The 17,984-nt window shown below is 66.6% G+C and carries 16 protein-coding genes and 3 pseudogenes; 6 read left to right on the top strand and 13 right to left on the bottom strand.

All coding sequences use genetic code 11. From position 1 onward, the window contains the following. The 9 genes and pseudogenes from NI18_RS17325 to NI18_RS17285 form a co-directional block, all read right to left on the bottom strand. The coding region (locus NI18_RS17325) for a biotin/lipoyl-containing protein (protein ID WP_037531764.1) at positions 1-266 on the bottom strand (266 nt) is incomplete at its 3' end. A gap of 178 nt (positions 267-444) precedes the next feature. After that, positions 445-3,365: pseudogene (locus NI18_RS17320) on the bottom strand (2-oxoglutarate dehydrogenase E1 component); the annotation flags it as partial. A 162-nt stretch (positions 3,366-3,527) separates the two neighbouring features. Beyond that, entirely contained in the window at positions 3,528-4,412 is an 885-nt protein-coding gene (sucD, locus tag NI18_RS17315) for a succinate--CoA ligase subunit alpha (RefSeq protein WP_031395407.1), read from the bottom strand. A gap of 56 nt (positions 4,413-4,468) precedes the next feature. Continuing rightward, entirely contained in the window at positions 4,469-4,765 is a 297-nt protein-coding gene (locus NI18_RS17310; RefSeq protein ID WP_037531762.1) for a GIY-YIG nuclease family protein, read from the bottom strand. 67 nt (positions 4,766-4,832) lie between these two features. Further along, a pseudogene (gene mdh, locus NI18_RS17305) lies at positions 4,833-5,794 on the bottom strand (malate dehydrogenase). Positions 5,795-6,057: 263 nt separating this feature from the next. Further along, positions 6,058-7,147, bottom strand: a pseudogene (zapE, locus tag NI18_RS17300) (cell division protein ZapE). Positions 7,148-7,276: 129 nt separating this feature from the next. Further along, the gene (locus NI18_RS17295; protein WP_031440115.1) at positions 7,277-7,744 is read right to left on the bottom strand and encodes a PaaI family thioesterase; all 468 of its coding nucleotides are present in this window, start codon (positions 7,742-7,744) and stop codon (positions 7,277-7,279) included. Between the two features lie 209 nt (positions 7,745-7,953). Next, entirely contained in the window at positions 7,954-8,736 is a 783-nt protein-coding gene (locus NI18_RS17290; protein ID WP_031393667.1) for a succinate dehydrogenase iron-sulfur subunit, read from the bottom strand. Between the two features lie 134 nt (positions 8,737-8,870). After that, on the bottom strand, positions 8,871-9,362 hold the full coding sequence (locus tag NI18_RS17285; protein ID WP_306286487.1) for an ATP-dependent Clp protease proteolytic subunit: 492 nt from the start codon (positions 9,360-9,362) through the stop codon (positions 8,871-8,873). A 127-nt stretch (positions 9,363-9,489) separates the two neighbouring features. On the opposite strand from NI18_RS17285, the gene NI18_RS17280 reads away from it, so the two are divergent. Continuing rightward, on the top strand, positions 9,490-9,825 hold the full coding sequence (locus NI18_RS17280; protein WP_081874214.1) for a BrnT family toxin: 336 nt from the start codon (positions 9,490-9,492) through the stop codon (positions 9,823-9,825). Further along, positions 9,803-9,970, top strand: coding sequence for a hypothetical protein (locus NI18_RS25875; RefSeq protein WP_198527059.1), 168 nt, complete (start codon positions 9,803-9,805; stop codon positions 9,968-9,970). The genes NI18_RS17280 and NI18_RS25875 overlap by 23 nt, the downstream gene beginning before the upstream one ends. A 118-nt stretch (positions 9,971-10,088) precedes the next feature. Here the strand turns inward: NI18_RS25875 and NI18_RS17270 are convergent, their stop codons facing one another. From NI18_RS17270 to sdhC, 4 genes are read right to left on the bottom strand one after another with little or no spacing between them, the layout of a single operon-like run. Then, on the bottom strand, positions 10,089-10,376 hold the full coding sequence (locus NI18_RS17270; RefSeq protein WP_031393663.1) for a hypothetical protein: 288 nt from the start codon (positions 10,374-10,376) through the stop codon (positions 10,089-10,091). Beyond that, positions 10,376-12,178 (bottom strand): succinate dehydrogenase flavoprotein subunit, encoded by a 1,803-nt coding sequence (gene sdhA / locus NI18_RS17265; RefSeq protein WP_031440116.1) that lies wholly within the window; start codon positions 12,176-12,178, stop codon positions 10,376-10,378. The genes NI18_RS17270 and sdhA overlap by 1 nt, the downstream gene beginning before the upstream one ends. Then, complete coding sequence (gene sdhD / locus NI18_RS17260) at positions 12,178-12,564, bottom strand: succinate dehydrogenase, hydrophobic membrane anchor protein (RefSeq protein WP_031440117.1); 387 nt, start codon at positions 12,562-12,564, stop codon at positions 12,178-12,180. The genes sdhA and sdhD overlap by 1 nt, the downstream gene beginning before the upstream one ends. Continuing rightward, positions 12,564-12,974: a succinate dehydrogenase, cytochrome b556 subunit gene (sdhC, locus tag NI18_RS17255; RefSeq protein WP_037531758.1), complete on the bottom strand. Its 411-nt coding sequence runs from the start codon at positions 12,972-12,974 to the stop codon at positions 12,564-12,566. Before sdhC ends, sdhD begins: the two co-directional genes overlap by 1 nt. A gap of 240 nt (positions 12,975-13,214) precedes the next feature. Here sdhC and NI18_RS17250 point away from each other — a divergent pair, with 240 nt between their 5' ends. From NI18_RS17250 to NI18_RS17235, 4 genes are all read left to right on the top strand, one after another. After that, the gene (locus NI18_RS17250) at positions 13,215-14,573 is read left to right on the top strand and encodes a methyl-accepting chemotaxis protein (RefSeq protein ID WP_274602310.1); all 1,359 of its coding nucleotides are present in this window, start codon (positions 13,215-13,217) and stop codon (positions 14,571-14,573) included. Between the two features lie 21 nt (positions 14,574-14,594). After that, positions 14,595-15,986 (top strand): methyl-accepting chemotaxis protein, encoded by a 1,392-nt coding sequence (locus tag NI18_RS17245; protein ID WP_198527058.1) that lies wholly within the window; start codon positions 14,595-14,597, stop codon positions 15,984-15,986. Positions 15,987-16,051: 65 nt separating this feature from the next. Beyond that, positions 16,052-16,756, top strand: a complete 705-nt coding sequence (locus NI18_RS17240; RefSeq protein WP_037531755.1) for an SDR family NAD(P)-dependent oxidoreductase — start codon at positions 16,052-16,054, stop codon at positions 16,754-16,756. Continuing rightward, complete coding sequence (locus NI18_RS17235) at positions 16,746-17,708, top strand: 50S ribosomal protein L11 methyltransferase (RefSeq protein ID WP_037531753.1); 963 nt, start codon at positions 16,746-16,748, stop codon at positions 17,706-17,708. Before NI18_RS17240 ends, NI18_RS17235 begins: the two co-directional genes overlap by 11 nt. Positions 17,709-17,984 lie beyond the last annotated feature (276 nt).

Here is a 17,984-nt window from a genome sequence, read left to right as displayed (position 1 = left end):
GCAGGGGCTGGGCCGGGAGCGGCGCCGTCGCCCGAGTCGATCGTGGCGAGCATCGCGCCGACCTGGACCGTGTCGCCGACCGCGACGGCGTGCTGGCCCATGACGCCGGCGACCGGCGACGGCACCTCGACCGAGACCTTGTCGGTCTCGAGGCTGGCGATGGGCTCGTCGACGGCGACGGGATCGCCGGGCTGCTTCAGCCACTCGCCGAGGGTGGCTTCGGTGATCGATTCACCCAGGACGGGGACGGTGACTTCGGTTGCCATTTTCTCGGTTCCTCCACCCCGCGTAGGCCGGGGTCCAGTTACGAAACGCTGATTGGCCGGCGTTTCGCTCAATTATATCTACCATCCAACTGGGCCCCGGCTTGGGTCCCATCAAAGTATTACTTTGATGGGTGCCCCTTCGCCGGGGTGGTAGAAGACAGTTTAGTTCGCGCGGGGTGCGGCGGATTTCGTCGCGGACGCTGTGGCCGAGTGCGTCGGCGACGAGCGCGCCCTGCTCGGCCTGGTGACGCTTCATCAGGCCGGTCGCGGGCGAGGCCGAGGCGCTGCGCCCGGCGTAGCGCGCACGCTTGACCGGCGAATTCACGCTGGCCAGCGCCTCCTCGATCAGCGGCTCAACGAAGAACCAGTAGCCGTTGTTCTTCGGCTCTTCCTGCGCCCAGACGATCTCTTCCAGGTTCGGCATCTTCGCGACGCGCTCGGCGATCGGGTTGCCGGGGAAGGGATAGAGCTGTTCGACGCGGACGATCTGCGTGTCGGTGTCGCCCGCCGCATCGCGCGCCTCGATCAGGTCGTACGCGACCTTGCCGGTGCACAGGACGAGACGCTTGGTGTCGACATCCGCCGCACCATTGGTGTCGGACAGGAGGCGACGGAAGTGGCTGTCGCCCTGGAAGTCCTCGGCGTTCGACACCGCGAGCTTGTGACGCAGCAACGACTTGGGGGTCATCACGATCAGGGGCTTGCGGAAGTTGCGATGCATCTGCCGGCGGAGCAGGTGGAAATAGTTCGCCGGGCTGGTGCAGTTCGCGACCTGGATATTGTCGTCGGCGCAGGACTGAAGGAAGCGCTCGGGACGGGCCGAGCTGTGCTCTGGCCCCTGCCTTCATAGCCGTGCGGGAGCAGCATCACGAGGCCGTTGGCGCGGAGCCACTTCGATTCGCCGGACGTGATGAACTGATCGATCATGATCTGCGCGCCGTTGACGAAATCGCCGAACTGCGCCTCCCAGAGGACCAGAGTCTTCGGGTCGGCGAGCGCATAGCCATATTCGAAGCCGAGGACACCGTACTCGGACAGCGGGCTGTCGAGCACCTCGAAATTGCCGTGCTCGATTTCCTGCAGCGGCACATACTTGTGCTCGTCGGTCTGGTCGACCCAGACCGCGTGACGCTGCGAGAAGGTGCCGCGGCCCGAGTCCTGGCCGGACAGACGGACGCCATAGCCTTCGGAGAGCAGGCCGCCGAACGCGAGCGCTTCGCCGGTCGCCCAGTCGAAGCCCTTGCCCGACTTGAACATCTCGCGCTTCGCGTCGAGCACGCGCGCGAGCGTCTTGTGGATCTTCACGCTCTCGGGAACGGTCGTCAGCGTGCGGCCGAGCGAGTCGAACAGCTTCTGGCTGAGGCCCGTCTCGACGTTGCGGCGCGCGGACGCACCATCGGTCGGCGCGCTGAGGCCGGTCCAGCGACCGCCGAACCAGTCCGCCTTGTTCGGCTTGTACGACGCACCCGCCTCGAACTCGCCCTCGAGACGGAGTGTGAGCTGCTTCACATTCTCGTCGATCCAGGGCTGGTCGATGACGCCTTCCTTGATCAGGCGGTTGCCATAGACCGAGCTGACGCCGGGATGCTTGCGGATGATGTCGTACATCAGCGGCTGGGTAAAGGAGGGCTCGTCGCCCTCGTTATGACCGAAGCGGCGATAGCACCACATGTCGATGACGATGTCGCGGTGGAACTTCTGACGGAATTCCATCGCCATCTTGGTGGCGAAGGTCACCGCTTCGGGATCGTCGCCATTGACGTGGAAGACCGGCGCCTGGACGCCCTTGGCGACGTCAGACGGATAGGGCGACGAGCGCGCGAACTGCGGGCTGGTCGTAAAGCCGACCTGGTTGTTGATGATGAAGTGGACGCAGCCGCCGGTGTTGTAGCCGCGGATGCCGGAGAAGCGAGGCACTCCCAGACGATCCCCTGCCCTGCGAACGCCGCGTCGCCGTGGATCAGCACGGGGAGCGACGCGACATGATCCTTCAGATCGTTGTTGAGCGTCTGGATCGCGCGCGTCTTGCCGAGCACGACCGGATCGGCAGCCTCGAGATGCGACGGGTTGGCGACGAGGCTCATATGAACCTTGTGGCCGTCGAACTCGCGGTCGGTGCTGGTGCCGAGATGGTACTTCACGTCGCCCGACCCGCCGATGTCATCGGGGTTGGCCGAACCGCCGGCGAATTCGTGGAAGATGACGCGGAGCGGCTTGGCCATGACGTTGGCGAGCACGTTAAGACGACCGCGATGCGCCATGCCGATGACGATCTCGCGCACGCCCATCTGGCCGCCATACTTGATGACCGATTCGAGCGCGGGGATCATCGATTCGCCGCCGTCGAGCCCGAAGCGCTTCGTGCCGACATACTTCTTGCCGAGGAACTTCTCCCACTGCTCGGCTTCGATGACCTTGTTGAGGATCGCCTTCTTGCCGTCGACGGAGAATTCGATCGCCTTGTCCTGGCCTTCCATGCGCTCCTGGAGGAAGCGACGCTCCTCGACATCGGCGATGTGCATGTATTCGAGGCCGACATTGCCGCAATAATTCTTGCGGAGCGTGTCGACGAGCTCGCGGATGGTCGCCCATTCGAAGCCCATCGTGCCGCCGAGATAGACCTTGCGGTCGATGTCGCGTCGGAGAAGCCGTGATATTCGGTCTTCAGATCCTCGGGCATCTCGCGCTTCGAGAGACCAAGCGGATCGAGATTGGCGGCGAGGTGACCGCGGACGCGGTAGGTGCGGATCAGCAGCTGCGCGCGGATCGCGTCGGCCGCGGCTTGGCGATCTCGTCCTTCGAGACGGGCGCGGGCGCGGCGGCGGCGGGAGCGGGCTTGCCGCCACCCTTTGCGGGCTTGGGCGCGGGCTCCATCTGGGTCGGGTCGAGCGCCGCGGTCAGATCGTCCGTCGTGGTCAGCGGCCAGCGCGCGCTTTCCCAGCTCGGGCCCTGCGCGGAGCCTTCGAGCCCCTCGAAGAACGTCCGCCAGCCGGATTCGACCGAGGCCGGATCGGCGGTGAACTTGGCGTAGAGCGTCTCTACGAACGCCGGGCTGACGCCGGCTGCGATATCGCTGAAATCCTGGCCTTCGTAGCCCATGTCGTTCGTCCTCAGTTTCCCTCTCCCCCGCGGGGGAGTGGGAGGGGCCCGCCCGCACTTGCGGGTGGGAGGGTGAGGGGCACGGGCGGTCACCGTGCCCTCACCCTTCCGCCGCCAAATGGCGGCTCCTTCCCTCTCCCCGAAGGGAGAGGGGTAGTAAGATCAACCCTTCAGCACGCTCAGCAGCGTCTCGCCGAGCAGGCTGGGGCTTTCCGAGACCTTGATCCCGGCAGCTTCCATTGCCGCGATCTTGCTCTCGGCATCGCCCTTGCCGCCCGAGACGATCGCACCGGCATGGCCCATGCGACGACCCGGAGGTGCGGTGCGGCCCGCGATGAAGCCGGCCATCGGCTTCTTGCGGCCACGCTTGGCCTCGTCGATCAGGAACTGCGCGGCCTGCTCCTCGGCGTCGCCGCCGATTTCGCCGATCATGATGATCGACTTGGTCTCGTCGTCCGCGAGGAACAGCTCGAGCACGTCGATGAAGTTCGTGCCGTTGACCGGATCGCCACCGATGCCGACCGCGGTCGTCTGACCAAGGCCCGCGTTCGAGGTCTGGAAGACCGCCTCATAGGTGAGCGTGCCTGAACGGCTGACAACGCCGACCGAGCCCTTCTTGAAGATCGAACCGGGCATGATGCCGATCTTGCACTCGCCGGGGGTCAGGACGCCGGGGCAGTTCGGGCCGATCAGGCGCGACTTGGAACCCGCGAGCGCGCGCTTGACCTTGACCATGTCGAGCACGGGAATGCCCTCGGTGATCGCGACGATCAGCTCGATCTGCGCGTCGATCGCCTCGAGGATCGAATCGGCCGCGAAGGGAGGCGGCACGTAGATCACGGACGCGGTCGCGCCGGTGACCGACTTCGCCTCGGCGACGGTGTTGTAGACGGGGAGGTCGAGGTGAGTCGTGCCGCCCTTGCCGGGGGTGACGCCACCGACCATCTGCGTGCCGTATTCCAGCGCCATCTTGGTGTGGAAGCTGCCGGTTTCGCCGGTCATGCCCTGCGTGATGACCTTGGTGTTCTTGTCGACGAGGATGCTCATCTAGTTTTCTCTCTCTCGTTCCCCGGCGGAGGCCGGGGCCCAGTTGGGAAGGCGGGTCAGTCTGGCGTCAGCGTATCAAACAGATCATCCCAGTTCGGGTTCATCCCTTCGATCGCTTTCACCTTCCAGGCCCGTTTCCATCCCTTCATCTGCAGCTCACGCTGCCGGGCGGCGTCCAGATCATCATAGACTTCGTACCAGACGAGTAGATGACAACCGTATTTCTTCGTAAATCCTGCGACGACCCCGTTGCGATGCTCCCAAGCACGCTTGGGAAGATTGCTGGTGACGCCGAGATAGATCGTGCCGTTACGCCTGCTGGCCATGATGTAGACGCAGAAGGCGGTATCCATCACGGGACTTCTCCCAACTGGACCCCGGCCTTCGCCGGGGAACAGCAGATCAGCTCAAATCCTCAAATCAGTTCAGGCTACCGTCGATACCCTTGCACGCCACGATCAGTTCCTTGACCGCGTCGACCGAGACCTGGAGGTTGCCCTTGGCTTCGTCGTCGAGCTTGATCTCGACGATCTTCTCGACGCCGCCGGCACCGATGACCACGGGGACGCCGACATACAGGTCGTCGAGGCCGTATTCACCCGAGACATAGGCCGCGGCGGGCAGGACGCGCTTCTGGTCGTAGAGATAGGCTTCGGCCATCGCGATGCCGCTGGTGGCGGGCGCGTAATAGGCCGAGCCGGTCTTCAGCAGCGCGACGATCTCGCCGCCGCCGCCGCGCGTGCGCTTGACGATCGCGTCGATCTTTTCCTGGCTCGACATGCCCATCGCGATGAGATCGGGGACGGGGATGCCCGAGACGGTCGAATACTGGATCACGGGGACCATCGTGTCGCCGTGACCGCCGAGCACGAAGCTAGTGACGTCCTTGACCGAGACCTTGAACTCGTCGGCGAGGAAATGGCTGAAGCGCGACGAGTCGAGCACGCCGGCCATGCCGACGACCATGTGATGCGGCAGACCCGAGAACTCACGCAGCGCCCACACCATCGCGTCGAGCGGGTTGGTGATGCAGATGACGAAGGCGCCGGGTGCGTTGGCCTTGATGCCCTCGCCCACGGCCTTCATGACCTTGAGGTTGATGCCGAGCAGGTCGTCGCGGCTCATGCCGGGCTTGCGTGCGACACCGGCGGTGACGATGATGCGTCCGCGCCGGCGATGTCGGCATAGTCGTTCGAGCCGGTGATCGTCGAGTCGAAGCCTTCAACCGGGCCGCACTGCGACAGGTCGAGCGCCTTGCCCTGGGGGATGCCCTCGGCCACGTCGAACAGGACGATATCGCCCAGACCCTTGAGTGCTGCGAGGTGCGCGAGCGTGCCGCCGATGTTACCGGCGCCGATCAGCGCGATCTTCTTGCGAGCCATTCCAATCCGTCTCCGTCTGATGTGCGGGGTGATTGGTGACGCCGGTTACGCGCATTATGGCGCTACGGCAACCGTTAAAGCGGAAAAGTGGTCGCGTTATTGCAAATCATTCGCAGGAGCAATAAGCTTGCCGACGTGTGCTGAACCACCCCGGCGGAGGCCGGGGCCCAGTTGGGGGACGGTGCAAACTAGGCGCAGGTCTTCGTTACGACTGCCTTTCCAACTGGGCCCCGGCCTTCGCCGGGGGTGGTGTTTGGGATGCGTCAGATATGCCCTTCCGCCAGATACTCCTCGGAGCGCATCTCTTCCAGACGGCTGATCGTGCGGTCGAATTCGAACCGGCCGTCGCCGCTCGCGTAGAGATCGCCCGGCTGCGCGTCGGCGGCGGCGAGCAGCTTGACCTTGTGCTCGTAGAGCGCGTCGATCAGCCCGACGAAGCGCGCGGCCTCGTTGCGGTTTTCGGGCCCGAGCTTGGGGATGCCGACGAGGATGATCGTGTGGAATTTGCGGGCGATGGCGAGATAGTCGGCCACCCCCCTCGCCTCGCCGCACAGCTTTTTGAAGCTGAAGACCGCGACGCCTTTCAGCGACTTCGGCACGCGCAGGGCCCGGCCCTGGACGATCAGCTCCTCGGACGGGACGTGCTCGCTGTCGTCGGGCGAGAAGTCGGTGAGGCGGAAGAACGCGGCGGAGAGCTGGGCTGTCGCCTCGGGGCCGTTGGGGACGAGCCAGGTGTCCTGGCTGCCGAGCCGGTCGCGGCGGTAATCGACGGGGCCGTTGAGCGGGAGGACGTCGAGGCGCTGTTCGATCGTCGCAATGAAGGGGAGGAAATGCTCGCGGTTGAGGCCGTTCTTGTAGAGATCGGCGGGCGGGCGGTTCGAGGTGGTGACGATCGTCACGCCGGAGTCGAGCAGCGAGGTGACGAGCCGCGAGAGGATCATCGCGTCGGGGCTGTTGGTGACCATCATCTCGTCGAACGCGAGCAGCCGGGTCTCCTCGGCGATCGCGGTGGCGACGGGGACGATCGGGTCGCGACCTCCTTGCGGCGCTCGGCGGCGATGCGGGCATGGACCTCGAGCATGAACTCGCCGAAATGGACGCGGCGCTTCGGGTCGACCGCGACCTCGGCGAAGAACAGGTCCATCAGCATCGACTTGCCGCGGCCGACCCCGCCCCAGAGATAGACGCCGCGCGGGGCCGGTTTTTTGCAAAGCGCGCGAAGAAGCCGGTCGCGACGGGCGCGGCGAGTTCGGTGGCGAGCGTGTTCAGGCGCGCGGCGGCGGCGGCCTGTTCAGGGTCGGGGCGGAGTTCGCCCGAGGCGACAAGGGCTTCGTAGGCGGCGAGGACGGTCATTGGTCTTCACCACCCCGCGGAGGCCGGGGCCCAGGGGGAAAGGTCGCCGTGATAGAACGCTACGCTTGAACAATGATCGTGTCCCAACTGGGCCCCGGCCTTCGCCGGGGGTGGTGATAGCGGTCGGGGTCAGCCCTTCGGCGGCTTAGGCGACGGCTTGCGGATCGTCGCGGAGAAGGCCGCGATCTTCGCTTCGTCGTCGCCTTGCACCACGAGGCCCCGCAGGAACAAGAGGCGGCCGGTTTCCTTGAGCACCTCGACCTGCGCCTCGATCGGCGCGCCGATCCGGCCGCCACCGATGAACTGGGTGTTGAGGTCGAGCGTCACCGCGGTGCCGGCGGTGATCAGCCCGAAGCCGCGCGCGGCGGCGAACAGCGCGACGTCGATGAAGCCGAGCAGCGCGCCGCCATGAACATTGTCCTGCAGGTTCGAATGGCGACGTTCGGGCGTGATGCGGACGCGGACGCGGTGGCCGTCGACGCGGTAGAGCATGGGGCCGAGCAGCGTGTTGAACCGGGTCGGGTCGGACAGGGTCCAGCTGCGCCAGCCGGGGTTTGCGGGGTCTTCGGCGTCGAGGAAATGGGGGGTATCGGTCATGAGTTCCGTTCGTCCTGAGCGAAGTCGAAGGACTTTTGGGAGCGCCACCCCCTGCCCCGGGGCCTGTGCTTCGACTTCGCTCAGCACGAACGGGGTTGGGGGAGCGCCACCACCTGCCCCGGGCTTGTGCTTCGACTTCGCTCAGCACGAACGGGGGAGCGAGGCCGGGCGGGAGCGGGGTGGAGGGGACCCCCCTCCCCCCCTTCAAATCAGACGATCCGTTCGGCTTCCATCTTCTTGATCTCGGCGATCGCCTTGGCGGGGTTGAGGCCCTTGGGGCAGGCGTTCGCGCAGTTCATGATCGTGTGGCAGCGATAGAGGCGGAACGGATCCTCGAGCTCGTCGAGCCGCTCGCCGGTCATCTCGTCGCGGCTGTCGGCGAGCCAGCGATAGGCCTGGAGCAGGATCGCCGGCCCTAAGAACTTGTCGGCGTTCCACCAGTAGCTCGGGCACGAGGTCGAGCAGCAGGCGCACAGGATGCACTCGTACAGGCCGTCGAGCTTCGAGCGATCCTCGGGCGACTGGAGACGCTCCTTGCCCGAGGGCGGCGGCGTGACGGTCTGGAGCCACGGCTTGATCGACGAATATTGCGCGTAGAAATGCGTGAAGTCGGGGACCAGATCCTTGATCACGTCCATGTGCGGCAGCGGGGTGATCTGGACCTCGCCCTTGCAGTCCTCGATCGCGGTGGTGCAGGCGAGACCGTTCTTGCCGTCGATGTTCATCGAGCAGGAGCCACAAATGCCCTCGCGGCACGAGCGGCGGAAGGTCAGCGAGCTGTCCTGCTCGCCCTTCATCTTGATCAGCGCGTCGAGCACCATCGGCCCGGTCTCGTCGAGGTCGAGCTCGAACGTGTCGTAGCGGGGATTCTCGCCGCTATCGGGATCATAACGATACACCTTGAACGATTTCAGCCGCTTGCCCCCGCTGGTCGAGGCATGCTTGACGCCCTTCTTAACGACGCTGTTTTTCGGGAGCGAGAATTCGGCCATTGCGAGCGGTCCGTCCGTGGTGTGATGACAAGGTTGTCAGAGCCGATACATGACAGGGGCCCTGCCCGCAAATCCTTAGCTTCGCGGGTGCAACATGAGTCACATGTGGGGCGCGGCACGGACCGCCGCAACCGTCAGATGATGTCGAGGATCAGCCCGAGATCGCGGGCTTCCTCCGCCTCGATATACCAGTTGGACGGCGCCTTGGCCTTGAGCTCCTCGATATCGACCTTGGTGCCGCGGACGAGATCGCGAAAGCCCTCTTCCTGGATGTTGATCGAATCCTCGATCTCGTGGAGCTTGGCCTTGAGCGTATAGGACAGCGCGTTGAGCGGGCCGTTGAGCTGGATCGTGCTCGTCATCTGGCGCTCATGGATCATCAGGCGGCTGTTGCGCGTGAGGAAGCGGCTGTCGGCGGGGAAGGCCGACATAAAGGTCGCGCCGGCCGAATAGACCGCGACCTTGCCGAGGAACAGCGTCTCGCGATCGGTATATTCGCGCAGCAGGCGGATATGGTCGCCCATCGCGCGCGCCATTTCGGGGTCGCCGCCAAGCGTGGTGATCGAGACGACGAGCGGCCCCTCGGTCGGCGCAGCCGCGACCTGCGCCTTGAAGCTGTCGTACATCGCGTCGTCGACGGGGCCGTGCAGCTGGACATGGGGGACGGCGAGCAACGGGGTAGTTGCGCGCGTTCGAAGCGGGGGAGGTGTCGGTCATGCGCGGGCAAACTTACCGCGGTATCGCGCGGTTCCGATGTCGTCCGCAAAAGACCGGGAGTATAGATTCTATACCGAAATTGCGGTAGAGTTGGCCATGTTCGAATTCGACCCGGACAAGAGCGCGGCCAACGCGGTCAAGCACGGGATTGATTTCGTCGAAGCTCAGGCGCTGTGGGGCGATGACGAGCGGATCGTCGTCGGATCGGCCCAGCGCCATGTGGGCGAAGACCGGCAACTGGTGATCGGCCGGATCGGCGATCGCCTGTGGACGGCGATCGTCACCGATCGCGGTACGGCGACCCGGATCATCTCGGTTCGCCGCGCGAGAGATTATGAGGAACTGGCTTATGAACGCGCCCGCACCGGCTAAATCCGTGCTGCACAAGGCTATCTCAGCCGACGAACTCGACCGGCGGTTCGACGAGGGCGAGGATGTCAGCGCGTATTTCGACTGGTCCAGCCCGCGCAAGCCTGTGCTGGAGGCCAAGCGCGTGAACGTCGATTTCCCCACGTGATGGTAGAGAGTCTCGACGTGCAAGCCCGCAAGCGTGGCGTCACGCGTCAGGCGCTCATCAAGATGTGGCTGGCAGATCGTCTGGAAGCGGCAGCGAATGCGCCCGCCGCCCCCTGAGGTCAGACGTCCCGGTCGAGTGCCGGATCGGCCTGTCGCTTGTGCTGGAGAATCCAGCCGACCAGGCCGCCGGGGACGCCGCCGGCGAGCGAGAAGAGCGCGAAGAAGGTGATGGCGATCTTCTGCGGGTCTTCGCCGGGGGCGCGCGTTTCGATGCCGTAGATATAGATCGCGGTGCCGATCGCGACGATCGCCGGCCAGAGAAAGCCGGCGATCATCGGCGGGAACCGCGTCAGCAGCCCCACCGCGACGGGCACGAGGAACCCGATCGCGATGATGGCCCAGATCATCAATAGACCCGCTTCTTGGGCTTGATGTAGTCGACGTCGTCGGTAAGCGTGTAGTCGTGCACCGGGCGGAAATCGATCTTGGTCTGACCGCCCTTGCCGCCCCAGCCGTCGAAGGTGGTGATGGTGTGCTTCATCCAGTTGGCATCGTCACGCTCGGGGAAATCCTCGTGCATGTGCGCGCCGCGCGACTCGGTGCGGTTGGCGGCCGAGTTCATCGTGACGACGGCCTGGCCGATCAGATTGTCGAGCTCCATCGTCTCGACCAGATCGGTGTTCCAGATCATGCTGCGATCCTTCACGGCGACGTCGGTCATCCGGTTGTAGATGCCCGCCATCTTCTCGACGCCCTGGTTGAGCAGTTCGGTGTCGCGGAACACGGCGCAATGCTTCTGCATCGTCTGCTGCATGTCGAGACGGATCTGCGCGGTCGGCGACCCGCCGCTCGCGTTGCGGAACGTGTCGAGACGCGTCAGCGCGAGGTCTTCCGAGCCCTTGGGCAGCGGCGCGTGCGCGGTGCCGGGCTTGAGCGTGTCGCGGATCCGCAGGCCGGTCGCACGGCCGAACACCACGAGATCGATCAGGCTGTTCGAGCCGAGACGGTTGGCGCCGTGAACCGAGACGCAGGCGGCCTCACCGACCGCGAACAGGCCGGGGACGACCGCGTCGGGGTTGCCGCCGACGAGGTTGACGACCTCGCCGTGGAAGTTGGTCGGGATGCCGCCCATGTTGTAGTGCACGGTCGGCGTGACGGGCAGCGGCTGGCGCGTGAGATCGACGCCCGCGAAGACCTTGCCGGTCTCGGTGATGCCGGGCAGGCGCTCTGCCAGAACCTTCGGATCGATGTGATCGAGGTGCAGGAAGATGTGGTCGCCATTCTTGCCGACGCCGCGGCCTTCGCGCATTTCGAGCGCCATCGAGCGGCTGACGACGTCGCGCGAGGCGAGGTCCTTCGCCGACGGGGCATAGCGCTCCATGAAGCGCTCGCCCTCGGAGTTGGTCAGGTACCCGCCTTCACCGCGTGCGCCCTCGGTAATGAGCACGCCCGCGCCGTAGATGCCGGTCGGGTGGAACTGGACGAACTCCATGTCCTGCAGCGGCAGGCCGGCGCGGAGCACCATCGCATTGCCGTCGCCGGTGCAGGTGTGCGCCGAGGTCGCCGAGAAATAGACGCGGCCATAGCCGCCGGTGGCGAGCACGGTCTGGTGGCTGCGGAAGCGGTGGATCGAACCGTCTTCCATGCACAAGGCGATCACGCCGCGGCAGACGCCGTTTTCCATGATCAGGTCGAGCGCGAAATACTCGACGAAGAAGTCCGTATTGTACTTCAGGCTCTGCTGGTAGAGCGCGTGGAGCATCGCGTGGCCGGTGCGATCGGCGGCAGCGGCGGTGCGCTGGACCGGGGGGCCCTCGCCCATGTTCTGCATGTGGCCGCCGAACGGACGCTGATAGATCGTCCCGTTCTCGTTACGGCTGAACGGCATGCCGGCATGTTCGAGCTCGTAGACCGCCTGCGGGGCCTCGCGGCACAGATATTCGATCGCGTCCTGGTCGCCGAGCCAGTCGGAACCCTTGACGGTGTCGAACATGTGCCAGGTCCAGTGATCCGGCGAGTTGTTGCCGAGCGACGCGGCGATGCCGCCCTGGGCTGCGACGGTGTGCGACCGGGTCGGGAAGACCTTGGTGATGCACGCGGTCTTCAGCCCGCTCTCGGCGATGCCCATCGTGGCGCGCAGGCCCGAGCCGCCGGCCCCGACGACGACCGCATCATAGGTATGATCGATGATCTTGTAGGCAGCTGACATTACGCAGGAGCTCCGGAGAAGGCGACCTTCAGGATCGCGAACAGGGCGATGCCGCCCAGCGTGAAGGTGAACAGGTTGAGCAGGATCATCGTCACGACGCGGCTTTCGCCGTGCATGTAATCCTCGATCACGACCTGAAGACCGAGACGGAAGTGGTAGAAGACCGACAGGATCAGCAGCGCCATCGGGATCGCCGCCCAGGACGACTGGAGCCACAGATGCACCGAGGCGTAATCATAGGCGGGCATCCGCGCGACCGCGACCATCAGCCAGGCCATCAGGAAGATGTTGGCGCCGGCGGTCAGCCGCTGCTGCCACCAATGCTGCGTGCCGTGCTTGGCGCTGCCCAGACCGCGGACGCGGCCGACTGGCGTACCCGAACCCATTACTTCATCCCCATGTAGAGCCAGAAGGCGACCGTCAGCAGCGTGCTGGCCAGGATCGTCGCGCGCGCACCCATGCGGTTGCGCTTGAGTTCGAAGCCGGCGCCGGTGTCCATCACCAGATGGCGGATGCCCGTCATCATGTGCTGGAGCAGCGACCAGGTCAGGCCGATGCCGATGACATAGCCCAGTATGTTGAGCCCGCCCGTATCGGTCGTGAACACGTCGACGAAGGTCGCATAGGCCTGATCCCCCGAGGCGATCGCGGCGAGCCACCAGACGAGCAGCAGGCTGCCGACGGTCGCCATGCCGCTGCCGGTCGCGCGGTGCAGGATCGAGACCAGCATGTGCGGGCCCCATTTATAGACCTGCAGATGGGGAGAAAGCGGGCGTGCCGGGTTGCGCGATGCCAAGGGCTGTGTCCTCGAGTACGAAGGGCGAGTAACGAACGGTTTGCCGGTCTATTAGACGCCATGTGCTGCGATGCAACCCATCGCCGCCCGGCTTGATAACCCAGGGCAATGCGCAGGCGGTGCCGGACGGTTGGTCGGGCGGGGCGGCGGGCGCCCCCTGCCCCGCGACATCGATCCCTAACCTGGCCTTAAGGAATCACCGTTAGCGCTGGCCGGGCAACGCGATCCGGAGTTTACCCTTTGACCTCACTCGACATGCCGGCCCCCGGGTCGATCGCCACCCAGATCGACCTGGCCGCACGGCTGCGCGCGTTCGATTTTGACGGCTCGCTCGCGGCGGCGAGCCGTGAGCTCTGGGCGCTGATCGAACCGCATGTCGTCACCATCTCCCAGGCCTATTGGGAACAGTGGCAGCGCTGTTTCAGCAACGAGCGCATCTGGTCGCCGCACGAGGCCGACGCGATGATCGAGGTCGGCTGCAATTTCCTGCGCGACCGCTTCCTCAACACCAATGCGCGCGGCTGGGTCGAATCGGTCGAGCGGTCGGTCGCCGCGGCCTATGCCGCCGACGTGTCGCCGATGGCGTTGCTGTCGATGATCAGCGCGAGCGACCGTGCCGCGCTCGGCGTGCTGATGCAGAGCGTGGCGCGCGACAATGACCGACTTTCCCTGTATATCGACACGCTGATGAGGCTGTCGGCGCTGGAAGGTGAGATCACCGTGGCGATCTATACCAAATATCGCAACTTCTCGGCCCAGGGCGCGCGCGACACGCTCGCGGTCGAATTTCGCGACGGAATCGCGACGATGGTCGAGACCGCGACCGACGAGGGGCATGTCCTGCGCGAGCAGGCGGTGCGCAGCTCGGCCTCGACCCGCGCGGTGCTGGGCAAGGCGAGCGAGGTGGCCGCCGCCGCCGAACAGTCCGCGGTGGCGATGCGCGAGGCCGCGCAGACCGCCGCGGGGCTGATCCGCGCGATCGAGGATGCGCGCAGCGAGGTCGAGGCCGCGGCCGAGATTGCCAATCGCGCATCCGCACAGGCGACCGACGCGGTCGGCATGTCCGAGGCGCTGAGCGATCACGCCAAGTCGATCGAGTCGATCCTGGGGCTGATCCGCGACATTGCCGGCCAGACCAACCTGCTTGCGCTCAACGCGACGATCGAGGCGGCGCGCGCGGGCGATGCCGGGCGCGGCTTCGCGGTGGTGGCGCAGGAGGTGAAGAGCCTCGCCAGCCAGACCGCGCGCGCGACCGACGACATCGCCGCCAAGATCGCCGCGATCCAGTCGGCGACGCGCGGTACGGTCGCGACCAATGCGAGCATCAAGGCGACCGTAGCCGAGGTGCAGGACAGCGCCGACCGGATCCGCCACGCGATGGAGGCGCAGGCGCAGACCGTCACCGCGATCACCGCCGCGGTCGACGAGACCGCGCTCGCCGCCGATTCGATGTCGACGACGATCGCGGCGATCAGGGCGGATACCGAAATGGTGGCGACCGAGATCGACGGCGTCGGCCGGGGCTTCGACATGCTCGACAGCCGGCTGAGCAATCTGAAGACCAGCGCGGGCGTATTCATCGCGAAGGTGGCTGCATAACGGAGGGCACAAGGGGGGAGCATGACCGCGCCAATCGACCGCATGAGCAATGGCGTGCCACACGGCACGCTGGACTGGGGCAATGATGGCCGGCCGCTGTACGAACGCGTGCGCGACTATGACTGGGACGGCGCGATCGGGCCGAGCTGCGCGACGCTGACCGCGATGCTGGATGCCGCCGACCACCGGCTGATCGCGGAGACGTTCTGGCGGCATTACCTCTCGCTCGAGAGCGCGCTTCATGTCCGGCCCGCCTTCACCCCCGAGCGACTCGAGCGCAGCATCGTCGCGAGCGCGGACTATGTCCGGCTGAAATATCTCTCTCCCTATGACCTGGCGTGGCGGGACATCGCGATCGACCATGCGGTCCAGTCGCGCAAGGCGAACATCCCGCTGCCCGCCTTGCTCGCCGCGCTGGCGTTCGCGCACAGCGTCACGCTCGGGCTGATCGCCGAACGGGTCGGCACCGACACCGCGTCGATGCGGATGCTGGGCGACGTGATCCAGCGGCTCGCGCTGATCGAGGCGGACATCATGGCGTCGCATCTGAGCGCGTCCGATGCCGAGGCGGCGCGGATCGCCCGCAGCGCGCGGGCGGCGGCGTTCCGTGAGAGCATCGCGACGTCGATCGAGGACACCGCCGAGCTGGGCGCGCGGATCCGCGTCCAGGCGATGGGCGCGTCGACCTCGACCCGCAGCGTGCTGGGCAAGACGAGCGAGGTCGCCGCCGCCGCCGAACAGTCCGCGCTGGCGATGCGCGAGGCGGCGCACACCGCGTCGGGACTGATCTGCGCGATCGAGGGCGCGCGGATCGAGGTCGAGGCGGCGGCCGAGATCGCCAACCGCGCGTCGGCGCAGGCGACCGACGCGGTCGGCATGTCCGAGACGCTGAGCGCGCATGCCCAGTCGATCGAATCGATCCTGGGGCTGATCCGGACGATCGCGGGGCAGACCAACCTGCTCGCGCTCAACGCGACGATCGAGGCGGCGCGCGCGGGCGATGCCGGGCGCGGCTTTGCGGTGGTGGCGCAGGAGGTGAAGAGCCTCGCCAGCCAGACCGCGCGCGCGACCGACGACATCGCGACCAAGATCGCCGCGATCCAGGCGGCGACGCACAGCTCGGTGACGACCAGCGTCGGCATCCGCACGACCGTCGGCGAGGTCCAGGACAGCGCGGTGCGGATCCGCCAGGCGATGGACGCGCAGGCGCGGACCGTCGCGTCGATCACCGCGGCGGTCGACGAGACCGCGCTGGCCGCCGACACCATGTCCGCGACGATCGACATGATCCGCGGCGATGCGGAGGCGGTCGCCAACGAGATCACGCTGCTCGGCCAGGATTTCGGGCTGATCGACGACAAGCTGAGCGTGCTGCGCGGGGCCGCCGACGGGTTTTCGTCCAGCGTCGCGTGAGCGACCTCACCGCCGTGCGATCGGGTGGGTGACGAACCGTCATCGGGCGCGCTAAGGCCCTGGGCATGACCATCCTACTCACAGGGTCGAGCCGGGGCATCGGCGCGGCCATTCACCAGGCGCTGACCGACGCGGGCGCCACCGTCATCGGCCACAAGAGCACTAGCGGGGGCAGCGCGAGCGGGCTCCCCGCCGACTTTGCCGATCCCGCCGGGCCGACCGCTTTGTGGAGCGCCGCGCTCGAACAGGCCGGCGGCACGATCGACGTGCTGATCAACAACGCCGGGGTGTTCGAGGCGAGCCCGCTGGGTGACGGCGACTGGACCGCTCAATGGGAGCGGACGATGCGGATCAACCTGACCGCGTCCGCCGAACTGTGCCGGCTCGCGGTGCTGCACTGGCAGGCGCGCGGGTTTGCCGGGCGGATCGTCAACATCGCCAGCCGCGCCGCCTATCGCGGCGATTCGCCCGCGCACTGGCATTATGCCGCGTCGAAGGCGGGGATGGTGGCGATGACCAAGACGATTGCGCGGGGCTATGCGCGCGAGGGGATTCTCGCGTTCGCGATCTGCCCCGGCTTCACGATGACCGGGATGGCGGAGGATTATCTGTCGAGCCGCGGCGGTGATGCGCTGCTCGCCGACATTCCGCTCGGCAAGGTCGCGGACCCCGCCGAAGTCGCCTCGGTCGCACGCTATTGCGCGCTCGAGGCGCCAGCCTCGATGACCGGCGCGGTGATCGACGTGAACGGGGCCAGCCATGTCCGCTGAGAGCTGGAAACTCACCCTCCCCTGCACGCGCGCGGAGGCGGAGGCGATCGATGCGAGCGGCGATCTGGGGGATGCGATTCCCGGCGACGCGGTACTGATGACCACCGAGGAGATCGAGGACGACGTCGAATCCTGGCGGCTTGATGCGTATTTCGAGCATGAGCCGGGCGCCAACACGGTCGCGGCGGTGCGCGCGCTGGTGCCGAGCGCGGCGGGGGCCGGAATCGCGGTCGAGCGGCTGGCCGCGGCGGACTGGGTGACGATGAGCCAGGCGGGGCTCGAGCCGCTGTCGGTCGGGCGGTTCTTCGTCCACACCCGCGCGCATGCCGATGCGGTGCCCGAGGGCAAGCGCGCCTTCCTGATCGAGGCGAGCCGCGCGTTCGGGACGGGGCATCACGAGACGACCAGCGGGTGCCTGGCGATGCTCGACGGGCTGGCGGATGCGGCGTCGGGCGAGCGGTTCGCCAACGTCATCGACATCGGCACGGGGACCGGGCTGCTCGCCTTTGCCGCGGCGCATCTGTGGCCCGATGCGGCGGTGATGGGGACGGATATCGATCCGGTCTCGATCGAGGTGACGCAGGAGAATGCGGACCTGAACGGTGTCGCGGGGATCGACCTGGTGGTGGCCGACGGGACGCTCGACGACGCGATCGTCGCGCGCGCGCCCTATGACCTGGTGATCGCGAACATCCTGGCGGGGCCGCTCGTGTCGATGGCGCCGGAGATTGCGTCGATCGCCGATGCGGAGGCGACGATCGTGCTGGCGGGGCTGCTCGAGACGCAGCGCGCGGGCGTGGTTGCGGCGTATGAAGCGTGCGGGTGCTCGCTGGAGGCGGTCGACCGACGCGGGGACTGGAGCGTGCTGCGGCTGCGCGCGGGGGCGACGCGGTTCGTGGCGGACGGGCCGTTCGATCCCAAGGGGCGCGACGGGTGGGCGCTGGATATCTGATCCTGCTCCGCCGCGAAGGCGGGGGTTTAAACTGGGCCCCCGCCTTTGCGGGGGCACATTGGCGTGCGGCCAGTCGCTCGCCTCACACCGGACACCACCCCGGCGGAGGCCGGGGCCCAGTTGGGATGGCGGTTCGGTTCCATCTCCGGGGTTCACCCAACTGGGCCCCCGCCTTCGCCGGGGTGGTTCGTGGGTGGGGGGCGTTCGGTCTTACCAGGTGATACGGCTCGGCCCGGGGCCTCCGAGAGCGCCTCCCCAGGACGCCTGTTCCCCCGC

The sequence above is a fragment of the Sphingomonas sp. Ant20 genome (assembly GCF_000783375.1).
GTDB classification, from domain to species: Bacteria; Pseudomonadota; Alphaproteobacteria; order Sphingomonadales; family Sphingomonadaceae; genus Sphingomonas; species Sphingomonas aerolata.
Note: the sequence above shows the minus strand (reverse complement) of the source record. Positions and strands in the feature narration are given on the sequence as shown.